Below are 19,537 nucleotides of genomic sequence, written 5' to 3'. Positions count from 1 at the left end.
CCGCCTCTACCATTCCTCACAAAGAAGAACCGGCGGCATTCGTCTGCAAGTTAAACTCATTGCCTCATTTGTCGGCTTCACACTTGTTCCATCTGTCGCCTTGTTTGTTATTGCTAGCGGCTTGATCAATCAAAGCTTCAACACGTTATTCAACATGAAAGTTGAAGGGGCGCTAAAGGGCTCCTTGCAGGTTGCGCAGACCTATTACAGCGAATCGGAGCGCGCCGCCCTATCGAGCGCAAAAATCCTCTCCAAGGGAATAGAGTCCAACAGCTGGGGAGATCTAAAAAAGATCGATATTTTGAGCGCCTACATCAAAAGCATTCGAAATAATCTTCGAGTGGATGCCATTCAGATTTTCGATTCCAAGCGAAAAAGCCTAGCCTATGTCGTAAGGGATAAATTACCTGCGGCTACAACTTTTTCTCCTGCTCAAGATTTCTTTGCAAAGGTGCTTCAAGGAGAGTCCCGCTCAAGTGTTGAGAGTTGGGGGGAAGGTGATGCCATCCATGGAATCTACCCAATCAGATCCGGCGGAAAGATTACGGGCTTCGTCGTGGTTTCGAGGTACATCCCGGAGCGCCTTGCTGCGAAAGTGGCAGGCATCATCAATGCCTATGAGGACTACAAAGAAATTGAGCTTTCTAAAAATCCGATAAAAGCCAGCTACATAATAACGTTTTTTCTCATTACGCTTTTAATTTTGTTTGCTGCCATATGGTTTGGATTTTATCTCGCCCGTGGAATTACCGTGCCTATTGAAGAGTTGGCCGAGGGTACACGGGCTGTTTCAGAAGGAGATTTGGACTACCGGGTTGATGCCGAGGCAGATGGCGAGGTTGGAATACTTGTGGATGCTTTTAACAACATGACCCAAGAGCTCAAAACCAACAAGCAGAAAATTGAAGAAGCCACCATGGATTTGCAACGCTCAAGCTCAGAAATTGACCGCAGACGCCGGTACATGGAGGCCATGCTCGAAAATATTGGCGCTGGGGTTGTGTCCATCAACCGAAAGGGAAGGGTTACGATCCTGAATAAAGCGGCAGGTGAGTTGCTTCGTATTCAGCCCGAAACAGCCTTTGGACTTCCTTTCCCCCGGGTGTTTAAGGCCCAGCACCTAGATCCTTTTCGGCGTCTCATGCGGATGTTGGGAACAAAAAATCGCAAAAGTATTTCAGAGCAAGTAGACGTTTTGATTGACGGCCAATTAATAACCCTACGTGCAAGTCTCACCTTGCTCGAGGGAGCTGATGGCAATCACTTGGGAGCCGTTGTGGTTTTCGACAATCTCTCCACCCTCATTCGAGCGCAGAAAGTTGCCGCTTGGCGAGAGGTGGCCCAAGGAATTGCTCACGAGATAAAAAATCCTCTAACGCCGATTCAATTATCCACAGAGCGCATGCGCCGGAAATTCGACCAAAATGCAGTCGATTTCCCCGAGGTGTTCGAAATAGCGACAGATACGATTATTTCGCAAGTTCAAGGCCTGATGGAACTTGTGAACGAATTTAGTCGTTTCGCCCGTTTGCCTGAACCTCGTCTGCGCCCCTGCGAAATGGGCCCCTTGATCGAGCAGGCAGCTAATCTATACAGAGGAAGACAAAGCGACATTCCGCTTCAGAAAGATATCAAGGGAGAGTTGCCATCCATCATGGCGGATCCGGATCAAATTCAACGCGTTTTAATCAATTTACTCGAAAACGCTTTCGATTCGATTGAAGCTGGTGGTACGGTGAAACTCCGCGCGCAAACCGATGTTGAACGCAGCCAACTCGTTATTGAAATTTGCGATGAAGGCAAGGGGATACCACAAGAAAACAAGGAACACATTTTTTCGCCTTATTTCTCTACAAAATATAACGGCTCCGGCCTTGGACTCGCCATATGCCACAGAATTATCGACGACCACAACGGTGAAATTACTGTCCGGGACAACCATCCCCAAGGCTCTATCTTTCGAGTCAGTTTGCCGCTAATCTCCTCATCGCCCACTCTAGAGCTTCTTGAAAGGACGGTCGCGATTGGATAAAGGACAAGTCCTGATTGTTGACGATGAAGAGAGCATTCTCTCTAGTCTTGAGGGAATTCTAGAGGACGAGGGCTACGCCACCCTCAAGGCCATTTCCGGGGAGATTGCCCTTGATTTGGCGCGCGCTGAAATGCCTGACGTCGTTCTTGTTGATGTATGGATGCCAGGTATCGACGGAATCAAAACGCTGCAGGCAGTCAAAGAAATGCTTCCTGAAACAGAGGTGGTGGTCATGTCGGGCCACGGCACTATTGAAACAGCAGTTGCCGCCACGAAAATGGGTGCGTTCGATTTCATTGAAAAGCCACTTTCGATTGAGTCCGTCCTCAGAGTTGTAGGCTCGGCTTTGCAAAACAGGCGCAAGAATAACCCTGACAGCAAAACACTCAAAAACAAGAAATTAGCAAAGAAGAACCACAAGAACTACGCCCCCGTAAAAGGCACCGAAACCGACTCCAAGGACACTGTATTTTCCTTGGCCGCACCAGATGAAACACTTAAGAACAATCAACGAACAATCAACACCAGCGTTGTGCTGTATGGCCGAGGACTTCATACGGGCCTAAAGACAGGGTTGATACTCGAGCCGCTTCCTCCCGACAGCGGCATCAGGTTTGGCTCTCTGGCGACACAAGATATCGTCGCCGCGCGGGCAGAATTTGTGGACAACACAAATCATGCGACAAACCTTCGCAATGGGGAGGTTGTAGCGAGGACGATAGAGCATCTTATGAGCGCGCTCCATGCTTACGGCATATCGAATCTTATGATTAAGCTGAGCGAGGAGGTTCCCGTAATGGATGGCTCGTCAATCGAGCTTTGCCGATTGATCGAGGATGCAGGAATAAAGGAGCAGCCTGACGAATTGTTGCCAGTCGTAATTGATCGGGTACTTGAGGTTGGGGAGCCGGATTCTCCTGAGGGATATATCCGAATCGAACCCCGCAAAGGATTTTCCGTATCGTATGACTTAGATCTTCCAGCTCCCGTGGGAAAACAAAAATTTACATATAAGCACAAAGGCGTGAAAAACTACTTAAAAGAAATTGCGCCGGCGCGAACATTTAGCTTCATATGGGAGCTTGAGGCGCTTGAGGAGATGGGTCTTGGGGAAGGTGGCCGTTGGGGCAATGTCATCTTGATCGACAATGAACGTGTAGTGAACACCGAACTTCGATTCCCAGACGAATTTGTCCGCCATAAAATTCTCGACATTATTGGAGACCTTTATTTGCTCGGTCGCCCCATCGAGGGAAAAGTAACCGCAGCAAGAACAGGACACAGGCACAATGTCGCCTTGGTTCGTCTTGTTGCAAAAATGCTTCTCTAGCCAGGGCGAAATATTCTAAGACGGGTATCCCACAAAGGATTTTCTTTTGAACGAGCAATCAAGCCTGACTTATCGCTCAGCGGGTGTGGATGTTTCTGCTGGCGAGAGTTTTGTTGAAAAAATCGTTAGCGCGGTAAACGCCACGCATGGTGCGCACCCGAACCGAATTCTTAGCGGCGGAAGCGATTTTGCCGGTCTTTTCCATCTTGGAGATTCTTTCGAGGATCCGGTTCTTGTTTCCGGTGCCGATGGCGTCGGCACAAAACTTAAAATTGCCCAACAACTAGGCCGCCACAAGACAATCGGGATTGATCTCGTGGCAATGTGCGTCAACGATATTCTTACTTCAGGAGCCAAGCCGCTTTTTTTTCTAGACTATATCGCCTCGGGAAAACTTGAGGGAGAGGTTTTGGTCGATGTGGTGGCGGGCGTGGCAGAGGGCTGCAAAATGGCCGGATGCACACTACTTGGCGGCGAAACGGCGGAGATGCCAGATTTTTATGAAACGGGTGTTTACGACCTCGCCGGTTTTGCTGTTGGCGCCGTTGAGAGAAAAGGCATGCTTGGAAAGTCATTGGTAAAGATTAGTGATTCACTCATCGGGCTACCCTCGACCGGAATCCATAGCAATGGATATTCGCTGGTTCGGCGTGTCTTCAATGACCCAAGCCAATGGACTGGAAATAATGTTTTCCCCGGATTGGACACCAGCCTCAAAGATGCACTCCTTGAGCCGACGCTCATATACGCAGATGCTGTCCGAGCCATAGCTGGACATTCCGGCGTTCATGCCATTGCGCATATTACGGGCGGCGGCCTTCCTGGAAACGTGAACCGAATTTTACCCGAAGGCCATCAGGCGGTTTTTCATCCCGAAAGCTGGCCGGAGCCTAAAATATTTAGTTTGCTCTCCAGAAGTGGACCGGTGGAGCGCTCCGAGATGTTCAGAACGTTCAACATGGGACTTGGACTGGTTATCGCCGTGGACCCGAGTGCGTCTAAGGAATTGATGGAGGTTTTGAAAAAGGCAGGCCATTCGTCCCTCCTGGTTGGCGAGGTCTGCCCCAAGGTTGAGGGGGGCGAGGTGATAATCGATGGCGTAGCGCTATGAGCGGGGAAAACAATTTGCGTGTAGCCGTTTTGGCGTCGGGGCGCGGCTCAAACCTACAGGCCCTTCTCGATGCAGCCCAGGATGAGGCTTTTCCGGCTAAAATCATTGGGGTGCTGAGCGATAAGTCTAACGCCCAGGCGCTCGAGAGAGCGAAAAAGGCAGGAATAAAATCGCTTTGGGTCGATCCTTCCAAGGACAGCTATGAAGAGAGGCTGGGAGATGAGATCGAGACCTTGGGGTGTGGGCTGATTTGTTGTGCTGGATATATGAAAATACTGACGCCCAAGTTTGTAGGTCGATTTTCAGGGAAAATCATCAATATTCATCCCTCTCTTTTGCCTAGTTTCCCTGGATTGCACAGCCAGAGAAAAGCCTTGCGAGCAGGCGTTCAAATTGCTGGATGCACAGTCCATTTTATCGACGAGGGGGTGGACACGGGCCCGGTCATTCTCCAGGCGGCCGTTCCTGTCATGCCCGGAGACGACGAAGACTCGCTTTCGGCAAGAATACTTGGTTTTGAGCACAGGATTTATCCCATGGCCGTCCGCCTCATTGCCGAGGGGAAAATTCGCCTTGATGGAAGGCGTGTCCATGTGGAGGGTTTGGAAATGAGTGCTGGCGGGGGGTTTTTCTCTCCACCAGTGACATTTACGTAGCAGCGGGGCATTATGAGGCGAACATACGGAATTGCTTGAGTTACACTTTCATGAAATTTTCAACTAATTGTTTTCATCTCACATATAATTGAAAGATGCGAAATATTGAAGCGATTCACTCTCTTTTCTAAACTCCCATGCTCTCTAAGCTTTCTTCGGCTTGCAGGTCTTATCTGCTTGCTGCTGGCCTTTGCCAGCATGGTGGATGCTGCCGAGGAAGGCGGGAAATCTGAGGCTATTAAGAGCCGCACTGATATAATCGTTTCCAAGTTACAGAGGAAATATGAGTCGACCAAAACAATTGTAACAAAATTCCAGCAGGAGAATCATCTGCGCTCCCTGGGCCGAACGACCCGCTCAACTGGGCGCCTGAGCCTTAGGAAACCAGGACAAATCCGAGCCGAGTACACCACGCCCGAGACGCAACTAGTTGTCTCGAACGGTGAGAGTCTCTGGATCTATACGCCCCGCCTAAAGCAGGTTATTGTTAGCCAGCTTAAAGGCTCAGGGGCGACCTCGCTTCCCCTTTTGTTTTTAGCCGGAAAAGGGAATCTAAGGCGAGAGTTTAGCGTTACCCTAGAGGACGAGGGGATTGTCCCTAGGAATAGTGGGGTATGGAAAGCAGGGCAGCCCCACCGCCTTTCGTTTAAGCCTTTAAAAGCGTCTCCTGCTTTTCGTGCAATGTGGGTTGAGGCCGATCCAGTGAATTTCCAGATTACTGGCATCGAATATATCGATTCTTTAGGAAACAAAACGAAGATTCGCTTTACGGATATGAACGAAAATGCCGCTGTTGATTCAAATCTTTTCGAATTTAAAATGCCTCCAGGCGTTGATGTGTTAAAAGCGCCTGGCGGCGGTCGCTAATTTTTAGAGGAACTTATGAACCCAGTACAAATTTTCGAATGGATTAACAGTTTCGGCTACGCCATTTTTGGTACCGTCGTAATCCTCGGCATGCTCATTTTCATACACGAAATGGGCCACTTTCTTGTGGCGAAAAAGCTGGGCATCGGCGTCAACACCTTTTCGTTGGGGTTTGGACCAAGGGTATGGGGATTCAAGCGAGGCGAGACGGAATATCAACTCTCGCTTTTGCCTCTGGGTGGATTTGTTAGCCTTCAGGGAGAAGATCCTGAGGCGAGTGAGGAAGACCCCGACGTGCCAGCCGAGCCCGAGGATCCGGAAAAATCATTTTACCTCCGTCCTGTTTCACACCGGGCGGCGGTTATATTTGCAGGCCCGCTTTTCAATTTGCTGTTTGCACTCATTTTGAGTTGGGGTCTTCACATGACCGGCTTGCCGGTCCCGGGCACCTGGGTTGGTAAGGTGCTTCCGAATACGCCGGCTCAGACTGCAGGTCTCCAAGCAGACGACCATATTGTTGCGATTCAAGGAAAAAGCGTCCGCAAGTGGATCGAACTGGTGAGTGTCATTCAGGTCAGCGCCGGAAAACAACTCATGCTTCAGGTGGAGCGCAAGGGGCGCAGCCTTGAGTTGCCGATAACCCCCACATCAAAGACACCAGACGGCAAGGAGATAGGGCACGGTCGCATCGGCATACAGATGTCACCGAAAGAGTACATGGAGCGCTATGGCCCAATCGACAGCGCTTGGCAGAGCCTTCGACGCAACTACAACATTGTTAAGCTGACGGTTGGTGCAGTATACGGAATGTTGGCCCAGACAGTTCCTGCCGACATCGGTGGCCCGATTCGGATTGCAAAGCTGGCCGGCGATCAGGCAAAGCGTGGCTTAAGTTTCGTCATAGGATTTTCGATTCTTCTGAGCATTAACCTTGCCATTTTGAATCTGTTTCCGATTCCGATTCTCGATGGTGGGCATCTGTTATTCCTGGCCATCGAGGCTTTAAGAGGCAAACCCGTAAGCCTGCGCTTTCGCGAAATGTCGACGCAGGTGGGAATGGTGATGATCATCGGCTTGATGTTGTTTGCCACCTATAACGACACTCTTTATTTTTTCAACAAGTGGACGCAATAGGCGCGAGGCGGTTCAGGAATGAACGAGGATTTTTCAAACTTCAAAGATAGTATTTTTTGGGAAAAGCCTGCTCCCATTGCCTCTGGCGCCACGGATGCATCGCCCGACAGCGCGGGGTTGCCCATTTGGAATGCTCCTTCGCCGGGAGGAGAGGACCTTCCTTGCGGCGACCCGTCTCAATTTCCTCTTGCTCGGCGCAATAGCAGGCAAATAACAGTTAGAGACGTTAAAGTGGGTGGCGGCGCTCCAATTGTCGTCCAGTCGATGTGCAACACGCTCACCCACGACATCGAGGCCACAGTCGCCCAAATAGGTCGTCTCGAAGAGGCTGGGTGTGAAATCGTTCGCGTGGCGGTGCCCGATGAGCGGGCAGCCAAGGCCCTCCCAGAAATAAAGCGCCGCACAAATCTTCCCCTTGTCGCTGACATTCATTTCGACTACCGGCTGGCGCTCTTGGCGGCTGACGCTGGAGTGCACTGCCTTAGAATCAACCCCGGCAACATCAACGGCGAGGATCGCGTGAACGAGGTGGTTGCCTCGGCAAGGGACCACGGGATTCCGATCCGTATTGGAGTTAATGCGGGCTCACTTGAGAAACACCTTCTTGACCAATATGGTGGCGCCACACCAGAGGCCATCGTTGAGAGCGGCCTTCGCCACATCGCTATGCTGGAAAAATGTGGTTTCTACGACACAAAGATATCTCTTAAAGCCTCGGATGTTTCCCGAACCGTCATGGCTTATCGGATCATGGCCAAGAAGGTGGACTATCCTTTGCACCTGGGCATCACCGAGAGCGGGAGTCTTCGCTCGGGTAGCGTCAAATCGGCTGTCGGACTCGGCATTCTTCTCTCCGAGGGAATCGGCGATACGTTGCGCGTTTCGCTGGCCTCTGACCCCGTAGATGAAGTGAAAGTCGGCTATGAAATCCTCAAAAGTCTTCGCCTGCGTCAAAAGGGCGTTAACGTGGTGGCATGTCCTTCATGCGGTCGGGTTCAGATTGATGTGGATAAATTGACACTCGACATCGAAAAAGAGCTTGCCCACATTGATGCACCCATAACGGTGGCCGTCATGGGCTGCGAGGTGAATGGCCCCGGCGAGGCAAGGGAGGCCGACATTGGTGTTGCTGGCGGCCATAAGCAGGCATTGATTTTTATGAAAGGCGAAAAAAAAGGCCTTATCGACTACAACCAGATCAAAACGAATCTGGTCCGCGAAGTAGAGGAGTTAGCTGCCAAAATGGCGGCTAGCAACCCAGCCAAAAACATCTCCGGAAGCGGGGACGTTTAATGCGGTTCAGTAAGGCATTTTTTCCCACCCTCAAAGAAGCGCCCGCCGAAGCCGAGGTGGTGAGCCATCGCTTGATGATGCGGGCGGCGATGATTCGTCGTCTTGCTGCGGGCGTTTATACCCTGTTGCCTCTTGGCGTCAGGACACAGCGCAAGGTCGAGCAAATATGCAGAGAGGAACTTGCTCGCGCTGGCGCCCAGGAGGTTTTCCTCCCTACCCTAAACCCCGCCGAGCTTTGGCGAAAAACAGGACGCTGGGACGTATACGGAAAAGAGCTTATACGCCTCCAGGATCGACATGGTCGCGATTTTTGCCTTGGACCTACACACGAGGAGGTCATCACCAGCCTCATTGGTCACGAAGTCCAGAGCTACCGAGATCTTCCCCAAAATCTTTATCAGATTCAAACAAAATTCCGAGACGAGATTCGTCCCCGTTTCGGCGTCATGCGTGGCCGTGAATTTACGATGAAGGATGGCTACAGTTTCGACCGCGATGAGAAGGGTGCTGAGGAGAGTTACAATAAAATGGTCGAGGCCTACAAACGCATCTTCAAGCGATGTGGTCTCAATTTTGGCGTTGCCGCAGCGGATTCTGGCTCGATCGGCGGAAGCTTTTCACATGAGTTCATGGTGATGGCGGACACGGGCGAGGAGTCTATTTCCGTTTGCGCCAAATGCGGCTATTCCGCCAACACTGAAAAAACACCGGTCAAGGTTCCGCTGCCAGACAATTCAGGCGGCTCTCTTGAAAAAGTGCACACACCGGGTGCACATACCGTCGAAGAGGTTTCTGCGTTCCTTGAGCTTCCGGTGGAGCAGATTACGAAAACTTTGCTCTACATGGACTTGTCGAACGAAACCCCTGTCGCATTTTTAATTCCGGGTAACAGGGAACTGAATGAAGTTAAGGCCAAGAACGAATCCGGTGCGCTTCATCTTCAGCTGGCGGACCCGGCCACGGTGGAGCGCCTGACAAAAGCGACTGTGGGTTTTGCAGGGCCAGTGGGGCTTGAAGACGTTCGGGTTATCGCCGATCATTGCCTGAAGGGGAGGGGTGGGCTCGTTCTCGGCGCCAATGAAACGGACAATCATTTCACCGGAGGGGAAGAAGGTCGGGATTTCAAAGCGGACGCCTATGCAGATCTTACTCTTGCCGAGGCAGGTGACTTATGCCCCGAATGCGGAGAGTCAATGGACATGCGCCGCGGAATTGAAGTGGGCCATGTATTTAAATTAGGAACGAAATACTCAGAAGCCCTTGAGGCGAACTATCTCGACGAAAGCGGCGAGACGAAAACTATCGTGATGGGCTGTTATGGAATTGGAATCGGGCGCACGGTAGCCGCCGCGATCGAGCAGAACCACGACGATGATGGCATCGTATGGCCACTGCCGATCGCGCCTTTTCATGTCGACATCATCCTAGCGAACATGAAGGACGCTGCCTGTCTGGAAGTGGCCGAAAAACTCTATAACGACTTGGAATTCTCTGGCGTGGAGGTTGTTCTCGACGACAGAGACGAGCGCGCCGGCGTTAAATTTAAGGATGCCGATTTAATCGGCTTTCCTTATCATGTCATTGTCGGGCCCAAGGGGCTCAAAGAGGGGAAGCTGGAACTCAAGTCTCGCAAAACAGGGGAGCGGGAAATGCTTCCCCTAGATGGTGCCGCAGAGGCCATTCGGGACAGGATTTTCCAGGAGATTAAGGATTATACCTTTGCTTGAGTGGCGTCCTGATGAAAAGCCCAAAGTCTCACCTGATTATGCAAAAAAAGAATGTAGGAAAACTTGACTGGGCCGCTATTAGGCCCTTATATTTAGGCGCCTTTGAGGTAAAGATTTCTTGGGGGCTACAATGGTGTCTCCAGATGTTCGCGAATGCATTGTATGCGCCTGGCGAGAAACATGCCGCCTGAAGTGGCGAAATGAGCCTAACGGGGCGCTACATTGCCCTGAATTTACTTTTGACGTGCGGCTGGCAAATACTGACGAGCCGTCTGAGAATCTCCCGAAACAACAGTCCGAGTCGGAGGGGTATTGATTATGAGGCGGGAAATTGAAATCCTATGCCTGATTTGTGTTGGTTATGTGTTTTTGATGTTGGGGCTCCGGGCAGAAGATATAGGGTTTCAAACATTCTTCTATATACTTTCCGGGATGTTTGCCCTCGCAATCTTCAGGCCGAAAGTATCTCCCTGATTCGATCAAATTATCAAATGGCGGTGTAGCTCAACTGGTGAGAGCGCGCGGCTCATATCCGCGAGGTTGGGGGTTCAAGTCCCTCCACCGCTACCATTTTTTTCTCCGGACGAGGGCACATGATGTCCGAACGCCTCCTTGATGGGCCTGCACCCGAAAGGCAATCGTTCGAAATCATCCGGAATTTCGAGGCCAAAGTCCGCAAAGGGTGCATCCATTGCGGCATGGAGAGCGTTAAAGGTCCACTCCTCGTCGGATTCTCTGGCGGCGCCGACTCAACAGCTCTTCTTCTCTCGCTTTACTCCATTATGGCCGACAGTGGCAAATGGCCAGATTCTCTTACTGCAGTACATATCGAACATGGCATCAGGCCCGGGGCATCGGAGTGTGATGCGAGGCAAGCCAAAAAACTTTGCCTCTCGCGTGGAATACCTTTTGTGCATATCAGCGTAAACGTTGACGAAAATGGCGCACACGGACTCGAGGATGCTGCCCGCAGGGCTCGGCGTGGGGCATTTCTAGAGGCGGCAAAAGATAAAGGCGCAAGAGCCATCGCCTTGGCGCACACCCAGGACGATCAGGCCGAGACCGTGCTTATGCGCCTTTTCGAGGGCGCAGGGCCTAAAGGTATCTCGGGTATTCTCCCCAGGGCGCCACTAGTTCTGGAACCTAGAGCGTCTAATGAACAGAGCGGGAAAGGTGTTGTGATTCTCAGGCCACTTCTTGATATTACGAGGGCCGAAGTGGAAGCATATCTGGAGACCCAGGGAGTTCTCTGGGTCGAGGATGATAGCAACGCGGATGAGAGCCGCTTGAGAAATCTAATCCGACGCAAGATAGTCCCCATAATCAGGGACAACATGGGTGAGGGTGTCGTGGGCCGAATTTCGGGCAGTGCCTCTCATGTCAGAGAGACCACAGAGGCGCTCGCGGCAGCGGTCAAGGATGCTAAAGAGGTTTTTTTCTCTGAAAAAGGAGGGACACTATGCATTTCTCCTCTGACCGGGCTCATCCTTCTCCCAACGGCAGTCCGTGCAGACTTATGGGCGGATGCACTTGAGCGGGTCTTTCCTGTCAGAAACCGAAGGTGGGCCTTGAAGAAAATCATCGAAAGTCTTGAGCATTTAGCCCTGACTGCGGGTCCTTCGGCTTCCATCGACCTCGCCGATGGCATGAAGGCGTGGAGACGTTACGACGATATCTATATAGGACTTAATATGCTCCAGGAGCCTCCCTCGGTTGATGTGGTGTCATTTGCCATGTCAGGTTTAACTCGCCATTTGGGTCTTGGGTGCGAAATCGAGGCCATAATTTACGAGGAAGATTCATTGCCCTCTGGAGGTCCGTTGATGGCCTTTCTCGATCCCGATTTGTTGAGTGGGGAAGTTGTTTTAAGAAATCGACGACCAGGAGATCGCTTTCACCCTTTGGGATCCTCAGGAGAAAAAAAACTCAAGGATTTCTTCATTGATCGCAAGGTTCCACGCCCTGAGCGCGACGATGTACCTGTGCTGGCCGCAGGAAATGAAATTATCTGGGTTGTCGGTCATCTCGTTTCGGAGAAATATCGGGCCATAATATCAGGTGAAAAATCTAGAATAGGGGAAAAGCTAATGTTAAAGGCGAGAATCTCGCCAAAACCCACTGAAAAATGATCAATTCATGCCTTTGGGTGCCTAAGGAATAAAACTGATGGACGAAATGTTGATTTCCTGATAACTTTCGCCCGTTGTAGCTATCTTTTCCGTTACTTTTGAGAGAATGCCTTGAATCAATTTTATAAGAACCTCGCGCTTTGGCTCATTATCGGTCTTATCATGGTTGGGCTTTTCCAGGCATTTAACGGTGCCCGTACACTGGACAAAAGTATTGTCTATAGCGATTTCATGCGCTCGGTGGATCAAGGACAGATCAGTGAAGTTCTTGTCCAGGGCAACAACATCCGAGGCCGCTACCTCAACGGAAAAATCTTTGAAACATATGCACCTAAAGACCCCAACCTGATCTCGACCCTAAGGCAAAAAGGAGTGCGAATTAGCGCTGAGCCAGCGGAACAAAATTCGTGGTACATGAATTTGCTTCTCAGTTGGTTCCCAATGTTGGTACTCATTGGCGTTTGGATATTTTTCATGCGCCAGATGCAGATGGGCGGCTCAAAAGCACTCTCATTTGGCAAAAGCAAGGCGCGGCTGGTTCCCGATGACTCGAAAAAGAAAATCACCTTCAAGGATGTGGCGGGCATCGAAGAGGCCAAGAGCGAGCTTGAGGAACTGGTGGACTTTCTACGTGAGCCACCCAAATTCACTCGTCTTGGCGCTCGAATCCCCAAGGGTGTGCTTCTGGTCGGCCCTCCGGGCACGGGTAAAACCCTTCTCGCCAAGGCCATTGCCGGTGAGGCGGATGTCCCGTTTTTCCAAATCAGTGGATCTAGCTTCGTTGAAATGTTTGTCGGCGTAGGTGCCTCGCGCGTTCGCGATCTTTTTGAGCAAGGAAAGATAAATGCGCCGTGCATCATATTCATAGATGAAATCGACGCTGTTGGCCGTCATCGCGGAGCAGGATTGGGCGGTGGTCATGATGAGCGAGAGCAGACGCTTAACCAACTTCTAGTTGAGATGGACGGCTTCGAATCGAACGACGGTGTAATTCTTGTCGCGGCGACCAACCGACCCGATGTCCTGGATCCGGCTCTTCTTCGCCCGGGCCGATTTGACCGGCAAATTGTTGTCTCGCTTCCGGATATCAACGGGCGGCTCCAGATTCTTCATGTTCATGTCAAGGACATTCCACTTGACGATTCGGTCGATCTTGAACTCATCGCACGTGGCACACCGCGTTTTTCAGGGGCGGATTTGGCCAACCTTCTGAATGAGTCCGCCCTGATTGCCGCGGGACTCGGCAAAAACGCCGTTGAAATGACAGATATGACTGAGGCCAAGGACAAGGTGCTCATGGGCAAGGAGAGGCGAAGCCTTGTTCTGAGTGAAAAAGAAAAAGAAAATACGGCTTATCATGAGGCAGGACATGCGTTAGTTTCGCTTCTTACACCCGGGACGGACCCTGTCGAGAAGGTAACGATCATCCCTAGAGGGTTTTCCCTTGGCAGTACATGGTCCTTCCCGGAAGAGGACCGCTACAGCGAGAACCGGACCTATTTACGCAATCAACTTACTATTTTGATGGGTGGGCGCGTAGCGGAAATGCTCGTGTTTGACGAAATGACCACCGGTGCGAAACAAGACATTCAAACCGCAACCGGCATCGCCCGCAACATGGTTTGCGAGTGGGGAATGAGTGATGAACTCGGCCCTCTTGCCTACGGCAAGAAAGATGATCAAATATTTCTCGGCAAAGACATTTCCCAATCACGTGATTACAGTGATTCTATCGCACTGTCTATCGACAAAGAAGTAAAAGATCTTGTCACCTCAGCCTATGATCGAGCAATGAATTTACTTAAGGACAACCGAGACAAACTGGATCTTCTTGCCAAGGCACTTCTTGAGTATGAAACGCTCGACAGGGATGATATCAACACTCTTCTCGATTCGGGTGAAGTGCCAATTTCTCGAAAGAAAAAATTTGAGGCCACTCGAAAAGCCGCCTCGCATAGACCATCATCCGAGCAAGAAGCCCCTCCACGTCCCCAGGAAGGCTCTCGGCCGTCTCCTCCGGATTTAGCCCCCGGACAGGCATAATATTCCCCCTCCCGCACACTGTTTTGTGGAAATAGGATCTTGCTTGATTTGTGCGAGAGGCACTAGCTCCCCTAGTTCGATATAATCACTACCGCTATGCTTTTAGTATGGTGAGCCAATGTTCTGTTGATTTTCCCGGAGTGCAGTCATGCCCAAACTTTGTGTGAACGTCGACCATGTCGCCACAGTCCGCCAGGCACGCCAAACAAATGAGCCAGACCCCGTTGCGGCTGCGCTTATCGCAGAGCGGGCGGGTGCGATTGGAATTACGATTCACCTCAGAGAGGACCGACGACATATCCAAGATAGGGATCTGCAGATAATTCGAAAAGTTGTACGAGGAAAACTCAATCTCGAGATGGCCCCGGTCGAGGAAATGAGAGAAATCGCCCTTGAGTGCAGGCCGGACCAAGTGACTCTCGTTCCCGAGCGCCGAGAGGAAGTGACGACTGAAGGCGGCCTGGATACCGTCTCTCAAATAGATCGCCTACCTGCCATCATAAACCCACTTCGTGAAGCCGGAATTACGGTTAGCCTATTTATTGACCCGAGCCCTCTTCAAATTGAGGCGGCACATAAACTTGGCGCACATTACATCGAATTAAATACGGCAGCTTATTCGGAAGCCCGGGGGAGGGAGGATATTAAAAACGAAATTTCCGCCCTTCGTGATTCCTCTGAGCAGGCACACCGCCTGGGGTTGGGTGTTCATGCTGGCCACGGCTTGACCTACTTGAATGTCGAACCTATTGCCGCGCTGCCCCATTTCGAGGAGTTAAACATCGGGCACAGTATAGTATCGCATGCCATATTTGCTGGATTTGAAGAGGCGGTGCGAGAAATGACACGTCTAGTCGAGAGGCACTGACATGGCACATCCTCTTGTTAGCGCCGAGGAGATGCGCCGAATTGACGAGCGTGCTATCGAAAACTACGGGATTCCATCGGCCGCTCTTATGGAAACCGCGGGCGCGCGCGCCGCTCAAATTACGTGGGAGCATTTCGGAAAGCCGGGCCTCCGTGTCCTCGTTGTTGCCGGCAAAGGAAAAAACGGGGGGGATGGTTTTGTAATCGCTCGCCATCTTCAGAATCTTGGTGCAGATGTACGTGTTCAAGCACTCTTTTCCCCAGAGGACGCCTCTGGGGACTCTGCTGTTTTCCTAAACATTCTAAATGAAATGGGTCTTCCGGTCGAGAGTATTTTGACTGGGGAGGATATCCCTCGCCTAAGATCTGCGGCCATCCACAGCGAAATTGTTGTGGACGCCATCCTGGGAACAGGCTTTACGCCCCCTGCTAGAGGCATCGTGGGAGAATCGCTCACGGCGTTATCTGAGGTCAAAACACGCGTAGTGGCGCTTGATATTCCCTCTGGCTTGGATTCAACAACGGGCGCAGCAACGCCACCGCATCTTGTCTCTGAACTTACTATTACTTTTGGTGCCTATAAGCGCGGGCATTTTTTAATGCCCGCTGCGGGGCTCTGCGGAGAGATTTCTCTCGCCGATATCGGAATCCCTCGCCAGTGCGTCGAGGAAGAAAACATTCCACTGCAGCTAGTAGACCGGGGAGATGTTGCGGCTTTTCTTCCACAAAGAAAATTCGACGCCCACAAGGGGGACGCAGGTAACCTGTTAGTTGTTTCGGGTTCAAAAGGAATGATGGGGGCCGCGATTATGGCAGCCTCTGCCGGTCTTCGAGCCGGAGCAGGGAAGGTTACTTTAGCGGTGCCCGAAAATCTGGCATATGCCGTGGAGTCAGGCCCGCCGGAAATCATGACCCTCTCTCTCCCCGCCACTTCGTCCGGGACAATTGATGCCTCGGCATTCGAATCCATTTTAGAGACTTCGGCAGCCATGGATGCCATGATTGTCGGTCCTGGTATTTCGACACATCCCCGTACCATGGAATTAGTTCATCAACTCATACAACACATCGAAATTCCAATTGTATTAGACGCTGATGGGCTAAATGCACTTTCACAGGATATTACTGCGCTTGCAGGAATGAGAGGCGGTCTAATACTTACACCTCATCCTGGCGAGATGGCCCGCTTGAATCGGATAAGTGTTGCTGAGGTGCAAACTGACAGGGTTTCGGTGGCCATTGATTTTGCGGTGGGCCACAAAGTTCATATCGCGCTCAAAGGGGCACGCACCATTAATGCATCACCAAGCGGTAATGCGTGGTTAAACCCCACGGGAAATCCAGCTCTCGCATCGGGGGGTACGGGAGATGTCTTAGCCGGTGTGATCGGTGCCCTTCTTGCGCAGGGCCTTTCGGGAGAAAAAGCCATGGTCGTAGGTACCTATCTTCATGGTTTGGCCGGAGATATTGCAACTTCTCAAATTGGCGGAATAGGTCTCACGGCAACGGATTTACTCCCTCAAATTCCTCGTGCAAGGGCGTGTATTCTAAATATTGAAAAAGGGGAGTGAACTCTGAATCCGACCTCGTTTACCAAAGAAAGTTCCTCAGCTGAGGAAACAGAAGCTTGCGGGCGTGATTTAGCCAAATCTTTGACGGCCGGTGATGTGGTCTTGCTTTATGGGGATCTCGGAGCAGGCAAATCTGTTTTCGCCAGAGGAGTAATTCACGCTCTCCCGGGGGGTGAAAACAGGGTAGTACGTAGTCCTACCTACGTTTATATCCAACATCACCCCACCGTACCGCCGGTTAGTCATGTGGATCTCTATCGATTACCCAAGAATGCGGCACCCGAGGACCTCGGGTTGGATGAATGGGGCGATTCCGGTAGTTTGCTCCTCATAGAGTGGGCAGACCGGCTTTCTCTTCAAAAGATATCTTCCAGCACGGAAGTTTTCATAGAAATAGTGGATGAAAACCGTCGTAAGATTCAAATACGTAAAAGAGGTGAATAAATCAGACTGCATACCTTTGATTTCACTTTACATTCCAAATCAGTTTGTGGCATCGTGCTTTAGGCATTACATTTGCAAGTATTACTAGATGCCTAGTGAAGTTCAGGCCAAATCGAAAGCAGTTATGACATTATGATGAGCAAATATCAATAAATTCATAATGAAATATTTCATTTAGAATTGATGCAATATCTTCATCACGGAAGACACTATGAATTTGAGTCGCTGGCTACGTCCTTTTATCCTGGTATTAATTCTTCTCATCGGAGGGGTTTTTACATATTTTCTTCTTCTGCCTTCGACATTCGATCTCAAGGCAAAAAATATCTCAATAATAGGGTCCGATGCAGATTTAACGATAGATCAGATGCATGTGGTCCAAAATAAACAAGGTAATAAAAATTGGGAAATGTGGGCGAATACTGCCAAGATTTATCGCAAGAAAAATTTAACGGAACTTGAAACCATTCATATTCGTTATTACCCGAAAAATGGGAAACCACTAGATATTACTGCTGATAAAGGAGAGATGGAGACCGATAGCCGGAATATGCTCATCAGGGGCAACGTGCTTATCAAGACCTCTGCCGGCTACACTCTCCACACAGATTCGCTTAGATTCAGACCTAAGGACAAAAGAATTGATACTGACGCAAAAATTCTTTTAGAGGGCAATTCATTTAATCTAACCGGTGTTGGACTTCATGGCCAAACAGACACCGGATTGTATGCCTTGAACCATAGAGTTAAAGCTGTAATTTACAACACAGGAGCTAACGCTTTCGCCGCCAAGCCGAAGCAAACCACTCTTACTTTGCTTCCGCAGAGTGGACCGCCTTCGCCTGAAGGGAGTACGCCTTGAAACTGTGTTCTAATTGTAGAACATGTGGTTTTCACGTTACGAAAATAATCCTTATTGCGTTCTTTTTTATTTTTGCCACATCTGCATCGATGTCGATTTCAATTGAAAGCGCCCAAGCTGTTTCGCCTCCTGCGAAGCAAATATCTGGACCCAAGAGCGACAAGAAAGAGCCGATCTACATCACCTCCAATCGAATGGAGGCCTACAACAAGAAAAATTTAATTGTATTCATAGGTGAGGTATCAGCCATTCAGGGAGAAATGGAAATAAAGTCGGACCGCCTTGAGGTATATGTCAAGAAGAAGAGTTCGCTTTCGGCGACAGCAAATGCCGGAGCGGGGGGAGCATCCAAACAAACGTCAACTTCCTCCCAGGGGAAAAATCTTGGTGGCTCAGATCCGGGTTCAGTGGATCGATTGGTCGCCACAGGAAACGTATTAATCAATCAAGGTAAAAATAAATATGCTGCGGGTGATCGGCTTGATTATGCCGAATCAAAGGGAATCGCCATTCTTACTGGAAACCCCCGTGCCTGGGAGAAAAACAACCAGGTCATTGGTACGAAAATCGAAATATATTTGAGGGAAGGGCGCACAATCGTTTATGGGAACAAAAAGAGGCGAGTGAGTGTCACCTTGTACCCGAACGAGCCTACCAACAACACCGCGCCCAAAACCGCCACCACCGGATCTAATGGAAAATAACAGAAACGCCCAAGTCACTCCTCCCATCGAAATTCGCCACAAGAGCCTAAACGCTAAGGCCCTCGTCAAGAGCTACGGTGGGCGGCGAGTTGTAGACAAGGTAGACCTCGAAGTACATCCAGGAGAAATTGTTGGGCTCCTAGGACCTAATGGTGCTGGAAAGACTACAATTTTCTATATGATCGTTGGACTAATCGATCCTGAGGATGGAGCCGTTTATCTCGATTCCCAGCCAATCACCGACACACCTATGTACCAGCGAGCGAGGATGGGTGTGAGTTATCTTCCTCAAGAAGCATCAGTGTTCAGGCGCCTTAGCGTGGAGGAAAACATCAAGGCCGTCCTCGAATTGATGCCACTGAGTCGAATCACACGAAAAGAGAGAAGTGAGGAATTATTAGAAGATTTGAATATTACTCATATCCGTAGCTCTAAAGGATTTGCTCTGTCAGGCGGAGAGCGGCGCCGTGTAGAAATAGCACGGGCGCTTGCGGCGTCGCCATCATTTATATTGCTCGACGAGCCTTTCGCCGGCATTGATCCAATCGTCGTACACGATATTCAGAACATAATTATGCGTCTTAAGGAGCGGGGAATTGGCATTCTTCTAACTGACCATAATGTTAGGGAAGCACTACAAACCGCCGATAGGGCATATATCATCAACGAAGGGAAGATACTTGAGTCGGGAACCCCAGACTTGATCGCAGCTAGCGATCAGGCTCGGAGCGTATATCTAGGAGACAGTTTCAAACTGTAGTGTAGTT

16 protein-coding genes and 1 tRNA gene are annotated in these 19,537 nt (G+C 50.4%); all 17 read left to right on the top strand.

The features are described 5' to 3' along the window. Positions 1–2,032, top strand: a 2,032-nt coding sequence (locus HOJ95_08345) for a HAMP domain-containing protein (GenBank protein ID MBT6394700.1), incomplete at its 5' end; no start/stop codon positions are given. Further along, complete coding sequence (gene lpxC / locus HOJ95_08340; protein MBT6394699.1) at positions 2,025–3,362, top strand: UDP-3-O-[3-hydroxymyristoyl] N-acetylglucosamine deacetylase; 1,338 nt, start codon at positions 2,025–2,027, stop codon at positions 3,360–3,362. The genes HOJ95_08345 and lpxC, both read left to right, overlap by 8 nt. A gap of 64 nt (positions 3,363–3,426) precedes the next feature. After that, positions 3,427–4,473 carry a phosphoribosylformylglycinamidine cyclo-ligase gene (locus HOJ95_08335; protein ID MBT6394698.1) on the top strand — a complete coding sequence of 349 codons (1,047 nt, stop codon included), beginning with the start codon at positions 3,427–3,429 and terminating at the stop codon, positions 4,471–4,473. Further along, positions 4,470–5,129, top strand: a complete 660-nt coding sequence (locus HOJ95_08330) for a phosphoribosylglycinamide formyltransferase (GenBank protein MBT6394697.1) — start codon at positions 4,470–4,472, stop codon at positions 5,127–5,129. The genes HOJ95_08335 and HOJ95_08330 overlap by 4 nt, the downstream gene beginning before the upstream one ends. Positions 5,130–5,234: 105 nt before the next feature. Further along, positions 5,235–5,996: an outer membrane lipoprotein carrier protein LolA gene (locus HOJ95_08325; GenBank protein MBT6394696.1), complete on the top strand. Its 762-nt coding sequence runs from the start codon at positions 5,235–5,237 to the stop codon at positions 5,994–5,996. Between the two features lie 15 nt (positions 5,997–6,011). Further along, positions 6,012–7,130: an RIP metalloprotease RseP gene (gene rseP, locus HOJ95_08320; GenBank protein MBT6394695.1), complete on the top strand. Its 1,119-nt coding sequence runs from the start codon at positions 6,012–6,014 to the stop codon at positions 7,128–7,130. An 18-nt stretch (positions 7,131–7,148) separates the two neighbouring features. Then, the gene (ispG, locus tag HOJ95_08315; protein ID MBT6394694.1) at positions 7,149–8,423 is read left to right on the top strand and encodes a flavodoxin-dependent (E)-4-hydroxy-3-methylbut-2-enyl-diphosphate synthase; all 1,275 of its coding nucleotides are present in this window, start codon (positions 7,149–7,151) and stop codon (positions 8,421–8,423) included. Beyond that, the gene (locus HOJ95_08310) at positions 8,423–10,150 is read left to right on the top strand and encodes a proline--tRNA ligase (GenBank protein ID MBT6394693.1); all 1,728 of its coding nucleotides are present in this window, start codon (positions 8,423–8,425) and stop codon (positions 10,148–10,150) included. The genes ispG and HOJ95_08310 overlap by 1 nt, the downstream gene beginning before the upstream one ends. 493 nt (positions 10,151–10,643) lie before the next feature. After that, a tRNA-Met gene (locus tag HOJ95_08305) sits at positions 10,644–10,720 on the top strand. Positions 10,721–10,743: 23 nt separating this feature from the next. After that, a complete protein-coding gene (gene tilS / locus HOJ95_08300) occupies positions 10,744–12,279 on the top strand; it encodes a tRNA lysidine(34) synthetase TilS (GenBank protein MBT6394692.1) in 1,536 nt (511 codons plus the stop codon). A 111-nt stretch (positions 12,280–12,390) separates the two neighbouring features. Further along, complete coding sequence (locus tag HOJ95_08295) at positions 12,391–14,322, top strand: ATP-dependent metallopeptidase FtsH/Yme1/Tma family protein (protein ID MBT6394691.1); 1,932 nt, start codon at positions 12,391–12,393, stop codon at positions 14,320–14,322. Positions 14,323–14,470: 148 nt separating this feature from the next. Next, positions 14,471–15,190: a pyridoxine 5'-phosphate synthase gene (locus HOJ95_08290; protein ID MBT6394690.1), complete on the top strand. Its 720-nt coding sequence runs from the start codon at positions 14,471–14,473 to the stop codon at positions 15,188–15,190. 1 nt (position 15,191) lies between these two features. Next, positions 15,192–16,760: an NAD(P)H-hydrate dehydratase gene (locus HOJ95_08285; protein ID MBT6394689.1), complete on the top strand. Its 1,569-nt coding sequence runs from the start codon at positions 15,192–15,194 to the stop codon at positions 16,758–16,760. Between the two features lie 3 nt (positions 16,761–16,763). Beyond that, positions 16,764–17,204 (top strand): tRNA (adenosine(37)-N6)-threonylcarbamoyltransferase complex ATPase subunit type 1 TsaE, encoded by a 441-nt coding sequence (gene tsaE / locus HOJ95_08280; GenBank protein ID MBT6394688.1) that lies wholly within the window; start codon positions 16,764–16,766, stop codon positions 17,202–17,204. A gap of 211 nt (positions 17,205–17,415) precedes the next feature. Then, on the top strand, positions 17,416–18,066 hold the full coding sequence (lptC, locus tag HOJ95_08275; protein ID MBT6394687.1) for an LPS export ABC transporter periplasmic protein LptC: 651 nt from the start codon (positions 17,416–17,418) through the stop codon (positions 18,064–18,066). Next, positions 18,063–18,770, top strand: a complete 708-nt coding sequence (locus HOJ95_08270) for a hypothetical protein (GenBank protein MBT6394686.1) — start codon at positions 18,063–18,065, stop codon at positions 18,768–18,770. Before lptC ends, HOJ95_08270 begins: the two co-directional genes overlap by 4 nt. Before the next feature lie 25 nt (positions 18,771–18,795). Continuing rightward, positions 18,796–19,530: an LPS export ABC transporter ATP-binding protein gene (lptB, locus tag HOJ95_08265; GenBank protein MBT6394685.1), complete on the top strand. Its 735-nt coding sequence runs from the start codon at positions 18,796–18,798 to the stop codon at positions 19,528–19,530. The last annotated feature ends 7 nt before the right edge of the window (positions 19,531–19,537 follow it).

The sequence above is a fragment of the Nitrospinaceae bacterium genome (assembly GCA_018669005.1).
In the GTDB taxonomy this organism is placed as follows: Bacteria; UBA8248; UBA8248; order UBA8248; family UBA8248; genus UBA8248.
Note: the sequence above shows the minus strand (reverse complement) of the source record. Positions and strands in the feature narration are given on the sequence as shown.

What these genes read in the sequence shown, in the direction of transcription:
- HOJ95_08290 (MBT6394690.1), top strand. Translation starts at nt 14,471, where the DNA reads ATGCCCAAACTTTGTGTGAACGTCGACCATGTCGCCACAGTCCGCCAG.
- HOJ95_08285 (MBT6394689.1), top strand. Translation starts at nt 15,192, where the DNA reads ATGGCACATCCTCTTGTTAGCGCCGAGGAGATGCGCCGAATTGACGAG.
- HOJ95_08310 (MBT6394693.1), top strand. Translation starts at nt 8,423, where the DNA reads ATGCGGTTCAGTAAGGCATTTTTTCCCACCCTCAAAGAAGCGCCCGCC.
- HOJ95_08330 (MBT6394697.1), top strand. Translation starts at nt 4,470, where the DNA reads ATGAGCGGGGAAAACAATTTGCGTGTAGCCGTTTTGGCGTCGGGGCGC.
- ispG (MBT6394694.1), top strand. Translation starts at nt 7,149, where the DNA reads ATGAACGAGGATTTTTCAAACTTCAAAGATAGTATTTTTTGGGAAAAG.
- tilS (MBT6394692.1), top strand. Translation starts at nt 10,744, where the DNA reads ATGATGTCCGAACGCCTCCTTGATGGGCCTGCACCCGAAAGGCAATCG.
- lptC (MBT6394687.1), top strand. Translation starts at nt 17,416, where the DNA reads ATGAATTTGAGTCGCTGGCTACGTCCTTTTATCCTGGTATTAATTCTT.
- rseP (MBT6394695.1), top strand. Translation starts at nt 6,012, where the DNA reads ATGAACCCAGTACAAATTTTCGAATGGATTAACAGTTTCGGCTACGCC.